Here is a 17,669-nt window from a genome sequence, read left to right on the forward strand (position 1 = left end):
GAACGTAACAAACCGCACGTCAACGTCGGCACCATTGGTCACGTTGACCATGGCAAGACCACTCTGACTGCTGCGCTGACCAAGGTCTGCTCCGAGACTTGGGGCGGTTCCGCTCGTGCGTTCGACCAGATCGACAATGCGCCGGAAGAGAAGGCTCGCGGTATCACCATCAACACCTCCCACGTTGAGTACGATTCCGCCGTTCGTCACTACGCTCACGTTGACTGCCCCGGTCACGCTGACTATGTGAAGAACATGATCACCGGTGCTGCTCAGATGGACGGCGCGATCCTGGTTTGCTCTGCTGCTGACGGCCCCATGCCGCAGACTCGCGAGCACATCCTGCTGTCCCGTCAGGTAGGCGTTCCTTACATTGTCGTGTTCCTGAACAAGGCCGACATGGTTGACGACGCTGAGCTGCTGGAGCTGGTCGAAATGGAAGTTCGCGATCTGCTGAACACCTACGACTTCCCGGGCGACGACACTCCGATCGTGATCGGTTCCGCGCTGATGGCGCTGGAAGGCAAGGACGACAACGAAATCGGCGTTTCTGCCGTTCGTAAGCTGGTTGAAACCCTGGACTCCTACATTCCGGAGCCGGTGCGTGCCATCGACCAGCCGTTCCTGATGCCGATCGAAGACGTGTTCTCCATCTCCGGCCGCGGTACCGTGGTAACCGGTCGTGTTGAGCGCGGTATCGTCAAGGTGGGCGAGGAAATCGAGATCGTTGGTATCCGTCCGACCACCAAGACCACCTGCACCGGCGTGGAAATGTTCCGCAAGCTGCTCGACGAAGGTCGTGCTGGTGAGAACGTTGGCGCCCTGCTGCGCGGCACTAAGCGTGATGACGTAGAGCGTGGTCAGGTTCTGGCCAAGCCGGGTACCATCAAGCCGCACACTAAGTTTGAGTGCGAAGTGTACGTACTGTCCAAAGAAGAAGGTGGTCGTCACACTCCGTTCTTCAAGGGCTACCGTCCGCAGTTCTACTTCCGTACCACTGACGTGACCGGTAACTGCGAGCTGCCGGAAGGCGTAGAGATGGTAATGCCGGGCGACAACATCAAGATGGTTGTCACCCTGATCGCTCCGATCGCCATGGAAGACGGCCTGCGCTTCGCGATTCGCGAAGGTGGTCGTACCGTCGGTGCCGGTGTTGTGGCCAAGATCATCGAATAACGACTTGATCTTGGTGTGTCAGGCCGGCATAATGGTCGGCCTGACTTTGTTACAGGCCAGTAGCTCAATTGGCAGAGCGGCGGTCTCCAAAACCGCAGGTTGGGGGTTCGATTCCCTCCTGGCCTGCCAGATTCCAAGAATGAGAATCTGGCATTTCTCTCACAGGATCCTAGCTGATGAATGCCAAGGCTGAAGCCAAAGAAGCACGCTTCGACGTTCTGAAGTGGGTTGTTGTGGTGGCTCTTGTTGCTGTTGGTGTGGTCGGTAATCAGTACTTTTCTGCTGAGCCGATCCTGTACCGCGTTCTCGCGCTTCTTGCTCTTGCTGCTGTTGCTGCTGTCGTGGCTCTGCAGACCGCTAAGGGTCAGGCTTTCTTTGCTCTCGCCAAGGAGGCTCGCGCGGAAATTCGCAAGGTTGTTTGGCCGACCCGTCAGGAAACCACCCAGACCACTCTGATTGTTGTGGCTGTCGTGCTGGTAATGGCGCTGCTGTTGTGGGGGCTTGATACCCTGCTCGGCTGGCTTGTTTCGTTGATTGTTGGTTAATAGGTGCGCCGTGGCTAAGCGTTGGTACGTTGTGCATGCTTACTCGGGTTACGAGAAGCATGTCATGCGCTCGCTGATTGAGCGCGTCAAGCTGGCTGGCATGGAAGACGAGTTCGGCGAGATTCTGGTCCCCACTGAAGAAGTGGTGGAGATGCGTAATGGCCAGAAGCGCAAGAGCGAGCGTAAGTTCTTCCCTGGCTATGTCCTGGTCCAGATGGAAATGAACGAGGCGACTTGGCACCTGATCAAGGATACGCCGCGTGTCATGGGCTTCATTGGTGGCACTGCCGATAAGCCGGCTCCCATCACTGAAAAGGAAGCCGAGGCTATCCTGCGGCGTGTTGCTGATAGTGGCGACAAGCCGAAGCCGAAGACCCTGTTTGAGCCGGGCGAGACTGTTCGCGTCATTGACGGTCCGTTTGCTGACTTCAACGGTGTTGTTGAAGAGGTTAACTACGAAAAGAGTCGGATCCAGGTGGCCGTGCTCATTTTCGGTCGCTCTACCCCGGTAGAGCTGGAGTTCAGTCAGGTCGAGAAGGCTTAACTGACAATGGCATCCCAACCCCGCAGCCCTAGGTTGCGGGGTTTTGTCGTCATTGGGATAAACGCGAAAGCAATCGGGGAGCCTTTAGGCGCTAGAACCCGTAACTGGAGTTATACATGGCTAAGAAGATTCAAGCTTATATCAAGCTGCAGGTGAAGGCCGGTCAGGCCAACCCGTCGCCGCCGGTCGGTCCGGCGCTGGGTCAGCACGGCGTGAACATCATGGAATTCTGCAAGGCGTTCAACGCCAGGACTCAGGGCCTTGAGCCGGGTCTGCCGACTCCTGTGATCATTACCGTATACAGCGATCGCAGCTTCACTTTCGAGACCAAGAGCACCCCGGCTTCCGTACTGCTGAAGAAAGCAGCCGGCATCGCCAGCGGTTCCCCGCGTCCGAACACCCAGAAGGTAGGCACCGTTACCCGTGCTCAGCTGGAAGAGATCGCTAAAGCCAAGAAGGCTGATCTGACTGCAGCTGACCTGGATGCGGCCGTGCGAAGCATCGCCGGCTCCGCTCGTAGCATGGGCCTGAACGTGGAGGGTGTGTAATGGCTAAGCTGACCAAGCGCCAAAAGGCAATTGCCGAGAAAGTAGAAGCTGGCAAGCAGTACGCTTTCGAAGACGCCGCCAAGCTGCTGGCTGAACTGGCTACCTCCAAGTTCAAAGAGTCCGTGGATATCGCCATCAACCTGGGCGTCGATCCGCGTAAATCCGACCAGGTCGTTCGTGGTGCCACCGTTCTGCCGAATGGTACCGGTAAGAGCGTCCGCGTTGCCGTGTTCACTCAAGGTCCTGCTGCTGAAGCCGCACTGGCTGCCGGCGCCGACCGCGTTGGCATGGACGAGCTGGCTGCTGAGATGAAGGGCGGCGACCTGAGCTACGACGTGGTTATCGCCTCCCCGGACGCAATGCGTGTCGTCGGTCAGTTGGGTCAGATCCTTGGTCCGCGCGGCCTGATGCCGAACCCGAAGGTCGGTACCGTGACCCCGGACGTGGCTACCGCTGTCAAGAATGCCAAGGCTGGTCAGGTGCGTTTCCGTACTGACAAGAACGGCATCATTCACGCTTCTGTGGGTAAGGTCGACTTCGAGCCGGTCAAGCTGAAACAGAACGTTGAAGCCTTGCTGGTTGATCTGAAGCGTCTGAAGCCGTCGACCTCGAAAGGCGTCTACGTCCAGCGCGTGACCCTGAGCAGCACCATGGGGCCGGGTCTGCAGATCGACCAGGCTTCGCTGGAAGCCTAAGAAACAAAGCCGCAGCGGGCTTGCCCGCTGCGCAGGTATTGGGGTCCCTGCCTGGCGGGGGCTATCCAAGACCGTAGGCGGCGCAAGCCTCAAACCGGGAATCAATTCCTGAGCCTACGCAGATGGTGCTCCCGATTCGGTTGCCGAATCAGACACCAAAACGCCGCCCGGCCTCGGCCGGACGAAACGGTAACATCCAGGAGTTAGACCCGTGGCAATTAAACTCGAAGACAAGAAGGCCATCGTCGCTGAAGTCAACGAGGCTGCCAAAGCTGGCCTGTCCGCTGTCGTGGCTGATGCCCGTGGCGTGACCGTAGCCGCTATGACCGGACTCCGTAAAGAGGCCCGCGAGGCTGGTGTGTACGTACGTGTCGTGCGTAACACTCTGGCTCGTCGCGCCGTTGCCGGCACTCAGTTCGAAGTGCTCAACGACGTGTTCAAAGGCCCGACCCTGATTGCGTTCTCCAACGAACATCCGGGCGCTGCTGCTCGTATCTTCAAGGAATTCGCCAAGGGTCAGGACAAGTTCGAGATCAAGGCCGCTGCATTCGAGGGCCAGTTCCTCGCAGCCAATCAGATCGACGTACTGGCGACACTGCCGACCTACAACGAAGCCGTTGCACAGCTGATGAGCGTAATCCAAGGCGCTACCAGCAAGCTGGCTCGTACTCTGGCGGCAATTCGCGACCAGAAAGAAGGCGCTGCTGCCTGATCCAGGCCGCATAGTCCCTTTCACGCTAATTTGTTCAATTTTTGATGGCCGCGAAGGCTGTCCACCAATACAGGAATTAGAGTCATGGCTCTGACCAACGAAGACATCATCAACGCCGTATCCGAAATGTCCGTCATGCAGATCGTTGAACTGATCAAAGCGATGGAAGAGAAGTTCGGTGTTACCGCTGCTGCTGCCGTTGCTGCTGGCCCGGCTGCTGCTGCTGCTGTTGTTGAAGAACAAACCGAGTTCAACATCATTCTGACCGAAGCCGGCGAGAAGAAAGTGAACGTCATCAAAGTCGTTCGCGAACTGACCGGTCTGGGTCTGAAAGAAGCCAAGGCAGTTGTTGACGGCGCTCCGGGCGTGGTCAAGGAAGGCGCTTCCAAGGAAGAGGCCGAAGCTGCCAAGAAAGCTCTGGAAGAAGCTGGCGCCAAAGTCGAGCTCAAGTAAGCGACGACCTTGCGTCAACAGCCGGTGCGCTCCGCGCAAGGCTGACGGCTGGTGGCTTATGCCACCGGCCTTTTTCCGTTCTAGGTGGTTGTCTCCGTACGCTACCCGGAACGTGACCCGACCTCCAGTTGGAGGCGGAGCAGACCAAGGGGTCTGCAAGATTTTCTGGCTACTCCCGTCGGAGGGGCCAAACAAGCAGGTGACCAAGCTGGGGAACGCTGATGGCTTACTCATACACTGAGAAAAAACGTATCCGCAAAGACTTTAGCAAGTTGCCGGACGTCATGGATGTACCCTACCTCCTGGCCATCCAGCTGGATTCGTATCGCGAATTCCTGCAGGCGGGAGTCAGCAAAGAGCAGTTCCGTGATATCGGTCTGCACGCGGCCTTCAAGTCTGTTTTCCCGATCATCAGCTATTCCGGCAATGCCGCCCTGGAATACGTCGGTTATCGCCTGGGCGAGCCGGCTTTCGATGTCAAGGAATGCGTGCTGCGTGGCGTGACTTTCGCCGTGCCGCTGCGGGTAAAAGTCCGTCTGATCATCTTCGACAAAGAGTCGTCGAACAAAGCGATCAAGGACATCAAGGAGCAAGAAGTCTACATGGGGGAAATCCCCCTGATGACCGAGAACGGTACCTTCATCATCAATGGTACCGAACGCGTCATCGTGTCCCAGCTGCACCGCTCCCCCGGCGTGTTCTTCGATCATGACCGTGGCAAGACGCACAGCTCGGGCAAGCTGCTGTACTCTGCTCGCATCATTCCTTACCGCGGTTCCTGGTTGGACTTCGAGTTCGATCCGAAGGACTGCGTGTTCGTGCGTATCGACCGTCGTCGCAAGCTGCCGGCTACTGTTCTGCTGCGCGCACTGAACTACACCACCGAAGAAGTGCTGAACGCCTTCTACGCTACCAACGTCTTCCACGTGAAGGGCGAAGGCCTGCACCTGGAGTTGGTACCGCAACGTCTGCGCGGCGAGATCGCCGTGTTCGACATCAAGGACGAGAACGGCAAGGTGATCGTAGAGCAGGGCCGTCGTATCACTGCCCGCCACATCAATCAGCTGGAAAAAGCCGGTATCAAGGAACTGGAAGTCCCGATGGACTACGTCCTTGGCCGCACTTCGGCTAAGGCCATCGTGCATCCGGCGACCGGCGAGATCATTGCCGAGTGCAATACCGAGCTGACCACCGACCTACTGGTGAAAATCGCCAAGGCCCAGGTCGTTCGCATTGAAACCCTGTACACCAACGACATCGACTGCGGTCCGTTCATTTCGGACACCCTTAAGATCGATTCCACTGGCAACCAACTGGAAGCCCTGGTTGAGATCTACCGCATGATGCGTCCTGGCGAGCCGCCGACCAAGGAAGCCGCCGAAACCCTGTTCAACAACCTGTTCTTCAGCGCCGAGCGTTACGACTTGTCCGCCGTCGGCCGTATGAAGTTCAACCGTCGTATCGGTCGTACCGAGATCGAAGGTTCGGGTGTGCTGAGCAAGGAAGATATCGTTGACGTACTGAAGACCCTCGTCGACATCCGTAACGGCAAGGGTATCGTCGACGACATCGACCACCTGGGTAACCGTCGCGTACGTTGCGTTGGCGAGATGGCCGAGAACCAGTTCCGCGTTGGCCTGGTGCGCGTCGAGCGCGCGGTCAAGGAACGCCTGTCGATGGCCGAAAGCGAAGGCCTGATGCCGCAAGACCTGATCAACGCCAAGCCGGTGGCTGCCGCGATCAAGGAATTCTTCGGTTCCAGCCAGCTGTCCCAGTTCATGGACCAGAACAACCCGCTCTCCGAGATCACCCACAAGCGCCGTGTTTCTGCGCTCGGCCCGGGCGGTCTGACCCGTGAGCGCGCGGGCTTCGAGGTTCGTGACGTACACCCGACCCACTATGGTCGCGTGTGCCCGATCGAAACTCCTGAAGGTCCGAACATCGGTCTGATCAACTCCCTGGCGACCTACGCCCGCACCAACCAGTACGGCTTCCTGGAAAGCCCGTACCGCGTTGTGAACGGCACTCAGGTGACTGACGAAATCGTTTTCCTCTCCGCCATCGAAGAGGCTGACCACGTTATCGCTCAGGCATCGGCAACGATGAACGAGCAGGGCCAACTGGTCGACGAGCTGGTGGCAGTGCGTCACCTGAACGAATTCACCGTCAAGGCGCCTGAAGACGTGACCCTGATGGACGTTTCGCCGAAGCAGGTCGTTTCCGTCGCTGCATCGCTGATTCCGTTCCTCGAACACGACGATGCCAACCGTGCACTCATGGGTTCGAACATGCAGCGTCAGGCCGTGCCGACCCTGCGTGCCGACAAGCCCCTGGTCGGTACAGGCATGGAGCGTAACGTAGCGCGCGACTCCGGTGTTTGCGTTGTCGCCCGTCGCGGCGGCGTGATCGACTCCGTCGACGCCAGTCGTATCGTGGTCCGCGTCAACGATGACGAAGTTGAAACTGGCGAAGCCGGTGTCGACATCTACAACCTGACCAAATACACCCGCTCCAACCAGAACACCTGCATCAACCAGCGCCCGCTGGTGCAGAAGGGTGATGTGGTCGCTCGCGCCGACATCCTCGCCGATGGTCCGTCCACCGACATGGGTGAACTCGCACTGGGGCAGAACATGCGCGTCGCGTTCATGCCCTGGAACGGTTTCAACTTCGAGGACTCCATCTGCCTGTCCGAGCGCGTGGTGCAGGAAGATCGCTTCACCACTATCCACATCCAGGAACTTACCTGTGTGGCGCGTGACACCAAGCTTGGCCCAGAAGAAATCACCGCGGATATCCCTAACGTGGGTGAAGCTGCGCTGAACAAGCTGGACGAAGCCGGTATCGTCTACGTTGGTGCTGAAGTCCAGGCCGGCGACATCCTCGTTGGCAAGGTCACTCCGAAAGGCGAGACCCAGCTGACTCCGGAAGAGAAGCTGCTGCGTGCCATCTTCGGTGAGAAGGCGTCCGACGTTAAGGACACCTCCCTGCGCGTGCCGACTGGCACCAAAGGCACTGTTATCGACGTCCAGGTCTTCACTCGTGACGGCGTTGAGCGTGACTCCCGTGCCCTGTCTATCGAAAAGATGCAGCTCGATGAGATCCGCAAGGACCTGAACGAAGAGTTCCGCATCGTCGAAGGCGCAACCTTCGAGCGTCTGCGCTCCGCCTTGGTCGGCCAAGTTGCCGAAGGCGGCGCTGGCGTCAAGAAAGGCACCGAGATCACCGACGAGTACCTCGACGGCCTCGAGCGCGGCCAGTGGTTCAAGCTGCGCATGTCTGAAGACGCTCTGAACGAACAGCTGGAGAAGGCCCAGGCCTACCTGTCTGATCGTCGCCAGATGCTGGATGACAAGTTCGAAGACAAGAAGCGCAAGCTGCAGCAGGGCGACGACCTCGCTCCGGGTGTGCTGAAGATCGTCAAGGTCTACCTGGCCATCAAGCGTCGCATCCAGCCGGGCGACAAGATGGCGGGTCGTCACGGTAACAAGGGCGTGGTCTCCGTGATCATGCCGGTCGAAGACATGCCGCACGATGCCAATGGCACTCCGGTGGACATCGTCCTCAACCCGCTGGGCGTACCCTCTCGTATGAACGTCGGTCAGATCCTTGAAACCCACCTGGGCCTCGCTGCCAAGGGCCTGGGCGAGAAGATCAACCGCATGATGGAAGAACAGCGCAAGATCGCTGAACTTCGCGAGTTCCTCCACGAGATCTACAACGAGATCGGTGGCCGTCAGGAAAACCTGAACGAGCTGAGCGACCAGGAGATCCTCGACCTGGCAAAGAACCTGAAGGGCGGCGTACCCATGGCCACCCCTGTGTTCGACGGCGCCAAGGAAAGCGAGATCAAGGCCATGCTGAAGCTCGCTGACCTGCCGGAAAGCGGTCAGATGCGCCTGTTCGACGGCCGTACCGGCAATCAGTTTGAGCGTCCGACTACCGTCGGCTACATGTACATGCTCAAGCTGAACCACCTGGTCGATGACAAGATGCACGCGCGCTCCACCGGTTCCTACAGCCTGGTTACCCAGCAGCCGCTGGGTGGTAAGGCGCAGTTCGGTGGCCAGCGTTTCGGGGAGATGGAGGTCTGGGCACTGGAAGCCTACGGCGCCGCCTACACCCTGCAGGAAATGCTGACCGTGAAGTCGGACGACGTGAACGGCCGGACCAAGATGTACAAGAACATCGTGGACGGCGATCACCGCATGGAGGCCGGCATGCCCGAGTCCTTCAACGTGCTGATCAAAGAGATCCGCTCGCTCGGCATCGACATCGAACTGGAAACCGAATAACACGCGACGCCCAAAACGCTACGGCTGGTCAAGGCCGGTCGTAGCGGGTCCGTGAGGAGGAAAGGCCTTGAAAGACTTGCTGAATCTGTTGAAAAACCAGGGTCAAATCGAAGAGTTCGATGCCATCCGTATTGGTCTGGCCTCGCCCGAGATGATCCGTTCCTGGTCCTTCGGTGAAGTTAAAAAGCCGGAGACCATCAACTACCGTACTTTCAAACCGGAGCGCGATGGCCTCTTCTGCGCCAAGATCTTCGGTCCGGTGAAGGACTACGAGTGCCTGTGCGGTAAGTACAAGCGCCTGAAGCACCGTGGTGTGATCTGCGAGAAGTGCGGCGTGGAAGTCGCCCTGGCCAAGGTGCGCCGCGAGCGCATGGGCCATATTGAACTGGCATCGCCAGTCGCTCACATCTGGTTCCTGAAGTCCCTGCCGTCGCGTATCGGCCTGCTGCTGGACATGACCCTGCGTGACATCGAGCGCGTGCTCTATTTCGAGAGCTACGTGGTGATCGATCCGGGTATGACCACCCTGGAAAAGGGCCAGCTGCTGAATGACGAGCAGTACTTCGAATCTCTCGAAGAGTTCGGTGACGACTTCGATGCGCGTATGGGCGCCGAAGCTGTTCGCGAACTGCTCAACGCCATCGATCTGGAGCATGAGATTGGCCGCCTGCGCGAGGAAATCCCGCAGACCAACTCGGAAACCAAGATCAAGAAGCTGTCCAAGCGTCTGAAGCTGATGGAGGCCTTCAAGGACTCCGGCAACCATCCTGAGTGGATGGTGCTGACCGTGCTGCCAGTCCTGCCGCCGGACCTGCGTCCGCTGGTTCCCCTGGATGGCGGCCGCTTCGCGACTTCCGACCTGAACGATCTGTATCGTCGCGTCATCAACCGTAACAACCGCCTGAAGCGCCTGCTCGACCTGGCTGCGCCGGACATCATCGTGCGCAACGAAAAGCGCATGCTGCAGGAAGCTGTCGATGCCCTGCTGGACAACGGTCGTCGCGGCCGTGCCATCACCGGCTCGAACAAGCGCCCGCTGAAGTCCCTGGCTGACATGATCAAGGGTAAGCAAGGTCGTTTCCGTCAGAACCTGCTCGGTAAGCGCGTGGACTACTCCGGCCGTTCGGTAATCACCGTCGGTCCGACCCTGCGCCTGCACCAGTGCGGCCTGCCCAAGAAGATGGCTCTCGAGCTGTTCAAGCCGTTCATCTTCGGCAAGCTGGAAGCCCGCGGCATGGCCACCACCATCAAGGCGGCCAAGAAGATGGTCGAACGCGAGCTGCCCGAGGTCTGGGACGTTCTCGCCGAAGTCATCCGCGAGCATCCGGTACTGCTGAACCGTGCGCCTACCCTGCACCGCCTGGGTATCCAGGCGTTCGAACCGGTCCTCATCGAAGGCAAGGCCATCCAGCTGCACCCGCTGGTCTGCGCTGCGTACAACGCCGACTTCGACGGTGACCAGATGGCCGTTCACGTTCCGCTGACCCTCGAGGCCCAGCTGGAAGCGCGCGCGCTGATGATGTCCACCAACAACATCCTGTCCCCCGCCAACGGCGAGCCGATCATCGTGCCGTCGCAGGACGTGGTACTGGGTCTGTACTACATGACCCGCGAAGCCGTTAACGCCAAGGGCGAAGGCCGCGTGTTCGCTGACCTGCAGGAAGTCGACCGCGTGTTCCGCGCCGGCGAGGCGTCCCTGCACGCCCGCGTGAAAGTGCGGATCAAGGAAGTCGTGAAGGAAAAGGACGGCTCCATCTCCAAGAACACTCGCATCGTCGACACCACTGTCGGTCGCGCGCTGCTGTTCCAGGTGGTGCCGGCCGGCCTGTCCTTCGACGTGGTCAACCAGCCGATGAAGAAGAAGGCGATCTCCAAGCTGATCAACCAGTGCTATCGCGTGGTTGGTCTGAAGGATACCGTCATCTTCGCTGACCAGCTGATGTACACCGGTTTCGCTTACTCCACCATTTCTGGTGTCTCGATCGGCGTGAACGACTTTGTCATTCCGGATGAGAAGGCCCGCATCATCGATGCCGCCACCGAGGAAGTGAAGGAGATCGAATCCCAGTACGCCTCCGGCCTGGTCACCCAGGGTGAGAAGTACAACAAGGTGATTGACCTTTGGTCCAAGGCCAACGACGAAGTGTCCAAGGCGATGATGTCCAACCTCTCGAAAGAGAAGGTCATCGATCGCGAGGGCAAGGAAGTCGACCAGGAGTCCTTCAACTCCATGTACATGATGGCGGACTCCGGTGCGCGGGGCTCGGCTGCCCAGATTCGTCAGCTGGCCGGTATGCGTGGTCTGATGGCCAAGCCGGACGGCTCCATCATCGAGACCCCCATCACCGCGAACTTCCGTGAAGGCCTGAACGTACTGCAGTACTTCATCTCCACTCACGGTGCTCGTAAGGGTCTGGCGGATACCGCCCTGAAGACCGCGAACTCCGGTTACCTGACTCGTCGTCTCGTAGACGTCGCCCAGGATCTGGTAGTGACCGAGATCGACTGCGGTACCGAGCACGGCCTGCTCATGACTCCGCACATCGAAGGCGGCGACGTGGTTGAGCCTCTGGGTGAACGTGTACTGGGTCGTGTTATCGCCCGTGACGTGTTCAAGCCGGGTAGCGACGATGGCGAAGTGATCGTTCCTGCCGGAACCCTGATCGATGAGCAGTGGGTCGAGTTTGTCGAGCGCATGAGCGTCGACGAAGTGATCGTGCGTTCGCCGATCACCTGCGAAACCCGTTACGGGATCTGCGCCAAGTGCTACGGTCGTGATCTGGCTCGTGGTCACCAGGTGAACATCGGTGAGGCGGTTGGCGTAATTGCCGCCCAGTCCATCGGTGAGCCGGGTACCCAGCTGACCATGCGTACCTTCCACATCGGTGGTGCGGCTAGCCGGACCTCCGCGGCTGACAATGTCCAGGTGAAAAATGGCGGCACCATCCGTCTGCACAACCTGAAGCATGTCGAGCGTCTGGACGGTGCCCTGGTGGCAGTGTCCCGTTCCGGTGAGCTGGCCGTGGCCGACGACTTCGGTCGTGAGCGCGAGCGCTACAAGCTGCCGTACGGTGCTGTGATTTCGGTGAAGGAAGGCGACAAGGTCGACCCGGGCGCAATCGTCGCCAAGTGGGACCCGCACACCCACCCGATCGTCACCGAAATGAAAGGTACTGTGACCTTCGTCGGTATGGAGGAAGGGATCACGATCAAGCGTCAGACCGACGAACTGACAGGTCTGACCAACATCGAGGTCCTTGATCCGAAGGACCGTCCGGCCGCTGGCAAGGACATCCGTCCGGCTGTGAAGCTGGTCGATGCCAGCGGCAAGGAACTGCTGCTGCCTGGCACTGATGTGCCTGCACAGTACTTCCTGCCGGCAAACGCCCTGGTGGGTGTGGCCGACGGTGCCCAGGTGGGCGTGGGTGATGTAATCGCCCGTATCCCGCAGGAAACCTCGAAGACTCGTGACATCACCGGTGGTCTGCCGCGCGTGGCCGACCTGTTCGAGGCTCGCCGTCCGAAAGAGCCTTCGATCCTGGCGGAAGTCAGCGGCACCATCTCCTTCGGTAAGGAGACCAAGGGCAAGCGCCGTCTGGTCATTACCCCGAATGATGGCAGCGATCCGTACGAGGAGCTGATTCCGAAGTGGCGTCACCTCAACGTGTTCGAAGGCGAACAGGTGAATCGCGGCGAAGTTATTTCCGACGGCCCGAGCAATCCGCACGACATCCTGCGTCTGCTGGGTGTCAGTGCGCTGGCCAAGTACATCGTCAACGAGATTCAGGACGTGTACCGCTTGCAGGGCGTGAAGATCAACGACAAGCACATCGAGACCATCCTGCGTCAGATGTTGCGGAAGGTCGAGATCGCGGAGTCCGGCGATTCCAGTTTCATCAAGGGCGACCAGATGGAACTGACCCAGGTGCTGGAAGAGAACGAGCGTCTGGCGACTGAAGATCGTTTCATTGCCAAGTTCGAGCGCGTTCTGCTGGGTATCACCAAGGCCTCGCTGTCGACCGAGTCGTTCATCTCCGCGGCGTCCTTCCAGGAAACCACCCGCGTCCTCACTGAGGCGGCGGTTACCGGCAAGCGCGATTACCTGCGCGGCCTGAAGGAAAACGTGGTGGTGGGTCGTCTGATCCCGGCCGGTACCGGTCTGGCCTACCACAGTGAGCGCAAGCGTCAGCGCGAAGCCGGCAAGCCGCTCCGCGTTAGCGCCAGCGAAGTGGAAGCGGCGCTGACCGAAGCGTTGAACTCCAGCAGCAATTGAGTGCGAGCCCCCCGGCGGTCTTTACCGTCGGGGGCTTTGCCTTGACGGGGGCTATGAGTCTCTTTAGACTCATGCACCCCTAAATTTGGCAGGGCGATTAGCTCTGTCATTTTGTTTATGTCGAAAGACAACAGTGGAGCTATAGATGGCAACTATTAACCAGCTGGTGCGTAAGCCGCGCAGCCGTATCGTCGAGAAATCCGACGTACCTGCGTTGCAAAACTGCCCGCAGCGTCGCGGCGTTTGCACCCGCGTCTACACCACCACGCCGAAGAAGCCGAACTCTGCATTGCGTAAAGTGTGCCGTGTTCGCCTGACCAACGGCTACGAAGTTACTTCGTACATCGGTGGTGAAGGTCACAACCTGCAAGAGCACAGCGTAGTGCTGATCCGTGGCGGTCGTGTAAAAGACCTTCCGGGTGTGCGTTACCACACCGTGCGCGGTTCGCTGGATACCACCGGCGTTAAAGACCGTAAGCAGGGTCGTTCCAAGTACGGTACCAAGCGTCCGAAATAATTCGGCGTTTAACAGTTTTTTTATTCATTGAGTCGATAAGAGTAAGGTCGGGCGTAACTGAATGGTTATGGTCCCGGGCTAACCTGAAGACCGTTTGAGGGCTTATCAATGCCAAGACGTCGTGTAGCAGCCAAGCGTGAGATTCTGGACGATCCGAAATACGGAAGCCTGATTCTCGCCAAGTTCATGAACCACGTGATGGAAAGCGGCAAGAAGGCCGTAGCCGAGCGCATCGTTTACGGTGCTCTGGATACCGTCAAAGCACGCAAGAACAGCGATCCCCTGGAGATCTTCGAGAAAGCTCTCGACGCCATCGCTCCGCTGGTCGAAGTCAAGTCCCGCCGTGTAGGCGGTGCTACTTACCAGGTTCCGGTCGAAGTTCGTCCGTCCCGTCGTAATGCCCTGGCCATGCGCTGGCTGGTCGAGTCCGCGCGCAAGCGTGGCGAGAAATCCATGGCCCTGCGTCTCGCGGGCGAGCTGCTGGATGCCTTCGATGGCAAAGGCGCTGCTGTCAAGAAGCGTGAAGATGTGCACCGCATGGCAGAGGCCAACAAGGCCTTCTCGCATTATCGCTTCTAATCTAGCGAGGATTTTTTCGTGGCTCGTACAACCCCTATCAACCGCTACCGTAACATCGGTATCTGCGCGCACGTAGACGCCGGTAAGACCACTACTACGGAGCGGATCCTGTTCTACACAGGTCTCAGCCACAAAATGGGTGAGGTGCACGATGGTGCCGCCACTACCGACTGGATGGTTCAGGAGCAGGAGCGTGGTATTACCATTACCTCCGCTGCTGTAACTACCTTCTGGAAAGGTTCTCGTGGTCAGTTCGACAACTACCGCGTCAACGTGATCGACACCCCCGGCCACGTTGACTTCACCATCGAAGTAGAGCGTTCGCTGCGCGTGCTCGACGGTGCGGTCGTGGTCTTCTGTGGTACCTCCGGCGTTGAACCGCAGTCCGAGACCGTATGGCGTCAAGCCAACAAGTACGGTGTGCCGCGCATCGTCTACGTCAACAAGATGGACCGCGCTGGCGCCAACTTCCTGCGCGTTGTAGGTCAGATCAAGAACCGTCTGGGCCACACTCCGGTTCCGGTTCAGCTGGCTATCGGCGCTGAAGACGACTTCCAGGGTCAGATCGACCTGATCAAGATGAAGGCGATCTACTGGAACGAAGACGACAAGGGTACTACCTACCGCGAGGAGGAGATCCCGGCCGAGCTTCAGGGTCTGGCTGAAGAGTGGCGCTCCAACATGGTTGAGGCGGCCGCCGAAGCCAACGAAGAGCTGATGAACAAGTACCTGGAAGAGGGTGAGCTGACCGCCGAAGAAATCAAGGCTGGTCTGCGTGCTCGTACTCTGGCCAGCGAAATCGTTCCGGCTGTTTGCGGTTCTTCCTTCAAGAACAAGGGTGTGCCCCTGGTTCTCGATGCCGTGATCGACTTCCTGCCTGCTCCGACCGAGATTCCGCCGATCCAGGGTACCAACCCGGATAACGAGGAGATCGTCGACGAGCGTCGTGCAGACGATAGCGAGCCTTTCTCCGCTCTGGCGTTCAAGATCGCGACCGACCCGTTCGTCGGTACTCTGACCTTTGCTCGTGTTTATTCCGGCGTCCTCGCTTCCGGCGACTCCGTACTGAACTCGGTAAAGGGCAAGAAGGAGCGCGTGGGCCGGATGGTGCAGATGCACGCCAACCAGCGTGAAGAGATCAAGGAATGCCGTGCTGGCGACATTGCTGCGCTGATCGGCATGAAGGACGTCACCACGGGTGACACCCTGTGCGATCTCGACAAGCCGATCATCCTTGAGCGTATGGACTTCCCGGAGCCGGTAATTTCCGTCGCCGTGGAGCCCAAGACCAAGGCGGACCAGGAGAAGATGGGTATCGCTCTGGGCAAGCTGGCCCAGGAAGATCCGTCCTTCCGCGTCAAGACCGACGAAGAGTCCGGTCAGACCATCATCTCCGGTATGGGTGAACTGCACCTGGACATCATCGTCGATCGCATGAAGCGCGAGTTCGGCGTTGAGGCCAACATCGGTAAGCCTCAAGTGGCCTACCGCGAAACCATCACCAAGGACAATGTCGAGATCGAAGGCAAATTCGTTCGTCAGTCCGGTGGTCGTGGTCAGTTCGGTCACTGCTGGATCCGCTTCTCGGCTGCTGAAGTCGACGAGAAGGGCAACATCACCGAAGGTCTGGTGTTCACCAACGAAGTCGTGGGTGGTGTGATTCCGAAGGAATACATCCCGGCGATCCAGAAGGGCATCGAAGAGCAGATGAAGAACGGCGTTGTTGCTGGCTATCCGCTGCTCGGCCTGAAGGCCTCCGTCTTCGACGGTTCGTACCATGACGTTGACTCCAACGAAATGGCGTTCAAGATCGCTGCCTCCATGGCAACCAAGCAGCTGGCCCAGAAGGGTGGTGGTAAGGTGCTTGAGCCGATCATGAAGGTAGAGGTGGTGACTCCTGAGGACTACATGGGTGACGTGATGGGTGACCTGAACCGTCGTCGTGGTCTGATTCAGGGGATGGAAGACAGCGTTTCCGGTAAGGTGATCCGTGCCGAGGTTCCGCTGGGCGAGATGTTCGGTTATGCGACCGACGTGCGTTCCATGTCCCAGGGTCGCGCGAGCTACTCCATGGAATTCTCCAAATACGCCGAAGCTCCGTCGAATGTCGTCGAAGCACTGGTTAAAAAACAAGGTTGATTCAGCCCTTTAAGTAAGAGGTTTACTGTCGTGGCTAAAGAAAAATTTGAACGTAACAAACCGCACGTCAACGTCGGCACCATTGGTCACGTTGACCATGGCAAGACCACTCTGACTGCTGCGCTGACCAAGGTCTGCTCCGAGACTTGGGGCGGTTCCGCTCGTGCGTTCGACCAGATCGACAATGCGCCGGAAGAGAAGGCTCGCGGTATCACCATCAACACCTCCCACGTTGAGTACGATTCCGCCGTTCGTCACTACGCTCACGTTGACTGCCCCGGTCACGCTGACTATGTGAAGAACATGATCACCGGTGCTGCTCAGATGGACGGCGCGATCCTGGTTTGCTCTGCTGCTGACGGCCCCATGCCGCAGACTCGCGAGCACATCCTGCTGTCCCGTCAGGTAGGCGTTCCTTACATTGTCGTGTTCCTGAACAAGGCCGACATGGTTGACGACGCTGAGCTGCTGGAGCTGGTCGAAATGGAAGTTCGCGATCTGCTGAACACCTACGACTTCCCGGGCGACGACACTCCGATCGTGATCGGTTCCGCGCTGATGGCGCTGGAAGGCAAGGACGACAACGAAATCGGCGTTTCTGCCGTTCGTAAGCTGGTTGAAACCCTGGACTCCTACATTCCGGAGCCGGTGCGTGCCATCGACCAGCCGTTCCTGATGCCGATCGAAGACGTGTTCTCCATCTCCGGCCGCGGTACCGTGGTAACCGGTCGTGTTGAGCGCGGTATCGTCAAGGTGGGCGAGGAAATCGAGATCGTTGGTATCCGTCCGACCACCAAGACCACCTGCACCGGCGTGGAAATGTTCCGCAAGCTGCTCGACGAAGGTCGTGCTGGTGAGAACGTTGGCGCCCTGCTGCGCGGCACTAAGCGTGATGACGTAGAGCGTGGTCAGGTTCTGGCCAAGCCGGGTACCATCAAGCCGCACACTAAGTTTGAGTGCGAAGTGTACGTACTGTCCAAAGAAGAAGGTGGTCGTCACACTCCGTTCTTCAAGGGCTACCGTCCGCAGTTCTACTTCCGTACCACTGACGTGACCGGTAACTGCGAGCTGCCGGAAGGCGTAGAGATGGTAATGCCGGGCGACAACATCAAGATGGTTGTCACCCTGATCGCTCCGATCGCCATGGAAGACGGCCTGCGCTTCGCGATTCGCGAAGGTGGTCGTACCGTCGG

13 protein-coding genes and 1 tRNA gene are annotated in these 17,669 nt (G+C 58.8%); all 14 read left to right on the forward strand.

The features are described 5' to 3' along the window. The coding region (tuf, locus tag E8F20_RS06320; RefSeq protein WP_280282989.1) for an elongation factor Tu at window positions 1–1,176 on the forward strand (1,176 nt) is incomplete at its 5' end. 53 nt (window positions 1,177–1,229) lie between these two features. Beyond that, window positions 1,230–1,305 (forward strand) — tRNA-Trp (locus tag E8F20_RS06325). Between the two features lie 47 nt (window positions 1,306–1,352). Continuing rightward, window positions 1,353–1,721 (forward strand): preprotein translocase subunit SecE, encoded by a 369-nt coding sequence (secE, locus tag E8F20_RS06330; protein ID WP_280282990.1) that lies wholly within the window; start codon window positions 1,353–1,355, stop codon window positions 1,719–1,721. A 10-nt stretch (window positions 1,722–1,731) separates the two neighbouring features. Further along, entirely contained in the window at window positions 1,732–2,265 is a 534-nt protein-coding gene (nusG, locus tag E8F20_RS06335; RefSeq protein ID WP_028630537.1) for a transcription termination/antitermination protein NusG, read from the forward strand. Window positions 2,266–2,381: 116 nt separating this feature from the next. After that, window positions 2,382–2,813 carry a 50S ribosomal protein L11 gene (gene rplK / locus E8F20_RS06340; protein ID WP_280282992.1) on the forward strand — a complete coding sequence of 144 codons (432 nt, stop codon included), beginning with the start codon at window positions 2,382–2,384 and terminating at the stop codon, window positions 2,811–2,813. Continuing rightward, window positions 2,813–3,508, forward strand: a complete 696-nt coding sequence (rplA, locus tag E8F20_RS06345) for a 50S ribosomal protein L1 (RefSeq protein WP_280282993.1) — start codon at window positions 2,813–2,815, stop codon at window positions 3,506–3,508. The genes rplK and rplA overlap by 1 nt, the downstream gene beginning before the upstream one ends. 211 nt (window positions 3,509–3,719) lie before the next feature. Then, window positions 3,720–4,220 (forward strand): 50S ribosomal protein L10, encoded by a 501-nt coding sequence (gene rplJ / locus E8F20_RS06350; RefSeq protein ID WP_016490524.1) that lies wholly within the window; start codon window positions 3,720–3,722, stop codon window positions 4,218–4,220. An 84-nt stretch (window positions 4,221–4,304) separates the two neighbouring features. Further along, window positions 4,305–4,673, forward strand: coding sequence for a 50S ribosomal protein L7/L12 (gene rplL, locus E8F20_RS06355; RefSeq protein ID WP_028630534.1), 369 nt, complete (start codon window positions 4,305–4,307; stop codon window positions 4,671–4,673). A 221-nt stretch (window positions 4,674–4,894) separates the two neighbouring features. Further along, window positions 4,895–8,968 (forward strand): DNA-directed RNA polymerase subunit beta, encoded by a 4,074-nt coding sequence (gene rpoB, locus E8F20_RS06360; protein ID WP_280282996.1) that lies wholly within the window; start codon window positions 4,895–4,897, stop codon window positions 8,966–8,968. Between the two features lie 67 nt (window positions 8,969–9,035). Next, a complete protein-coding gene (gene rpoC, locus E8F20_RS06365; protein ID WP_280282997.1) occupies window positions 9,036–13,241 on the forward strand; it encodes a DNA-directed RNA polymerase subunit beta' in 4,206 nt (1,401 codons plus the stop codon). A gap of 145 nt (window positions 13,242–13,386) precedes the next feature. Beyond that, complete coding sequence (gene rpsL, locus E8F20_RS06370; RefSeq protein WP_003448708.1) at window positions 13,387–13,758, forward strand: 30S ribosomal protein S12; 372 nt, start codon at window positions 13,387–13,389, stop codon at window positions 13,756–13,758. Window positions 13,759–13,866: 108 nt separating this feature from the next. Further along, the gene (rpsG, locus tag E8F20_RS06375; RefSeq protein ID WP_016490528.1) at window positions 13,867–14,337 is read left to right on the forward strand and encodes a 30S ribosomal protein S7; all 471 of its coding nucleotides are present in this window, start codon (window positions 13,867–13,869) and stop codon (window positions 14,335–14,337) included. An 18-nt stretch (window positions 14,338–14,355) separates the two neighbouring features. Next, window positions 14,356–16,476 carry an elongation factor G gene (fusA, locus tag E8F20_RS06380; protein WP_280282998.1) on the forward strand — a complete coding sequence of 707 codons (2,121 nt, stop codon included), beginning with the start codon at window positions 14,356–14,358 and terminating at the stop codon, window positions 16,474–16,476. 30 nt (window positions 16,477–16,506) lie between these two features. Next, a partial coding sequence (gene tuf, locus E8F20_RS06385; RefSeq protein ID WP_280282999.1) for an elongation factor Tu occupies window positions 16,507–17,669 on the forward strand: 1,163 nt, incomplete at its 3' end.

It is taken from the genome of Pseudomonas sp. BN415 (assembly GCF_029871195.1).
GTDB classification, from domain to species: domain Bacteria; phylum Pseudomonadota; class Gammaproteobacteria; order Pseudomonadales; family Pseudomonadaceae; genus Metapseudomonas; species Metapseudomonas resinovorans.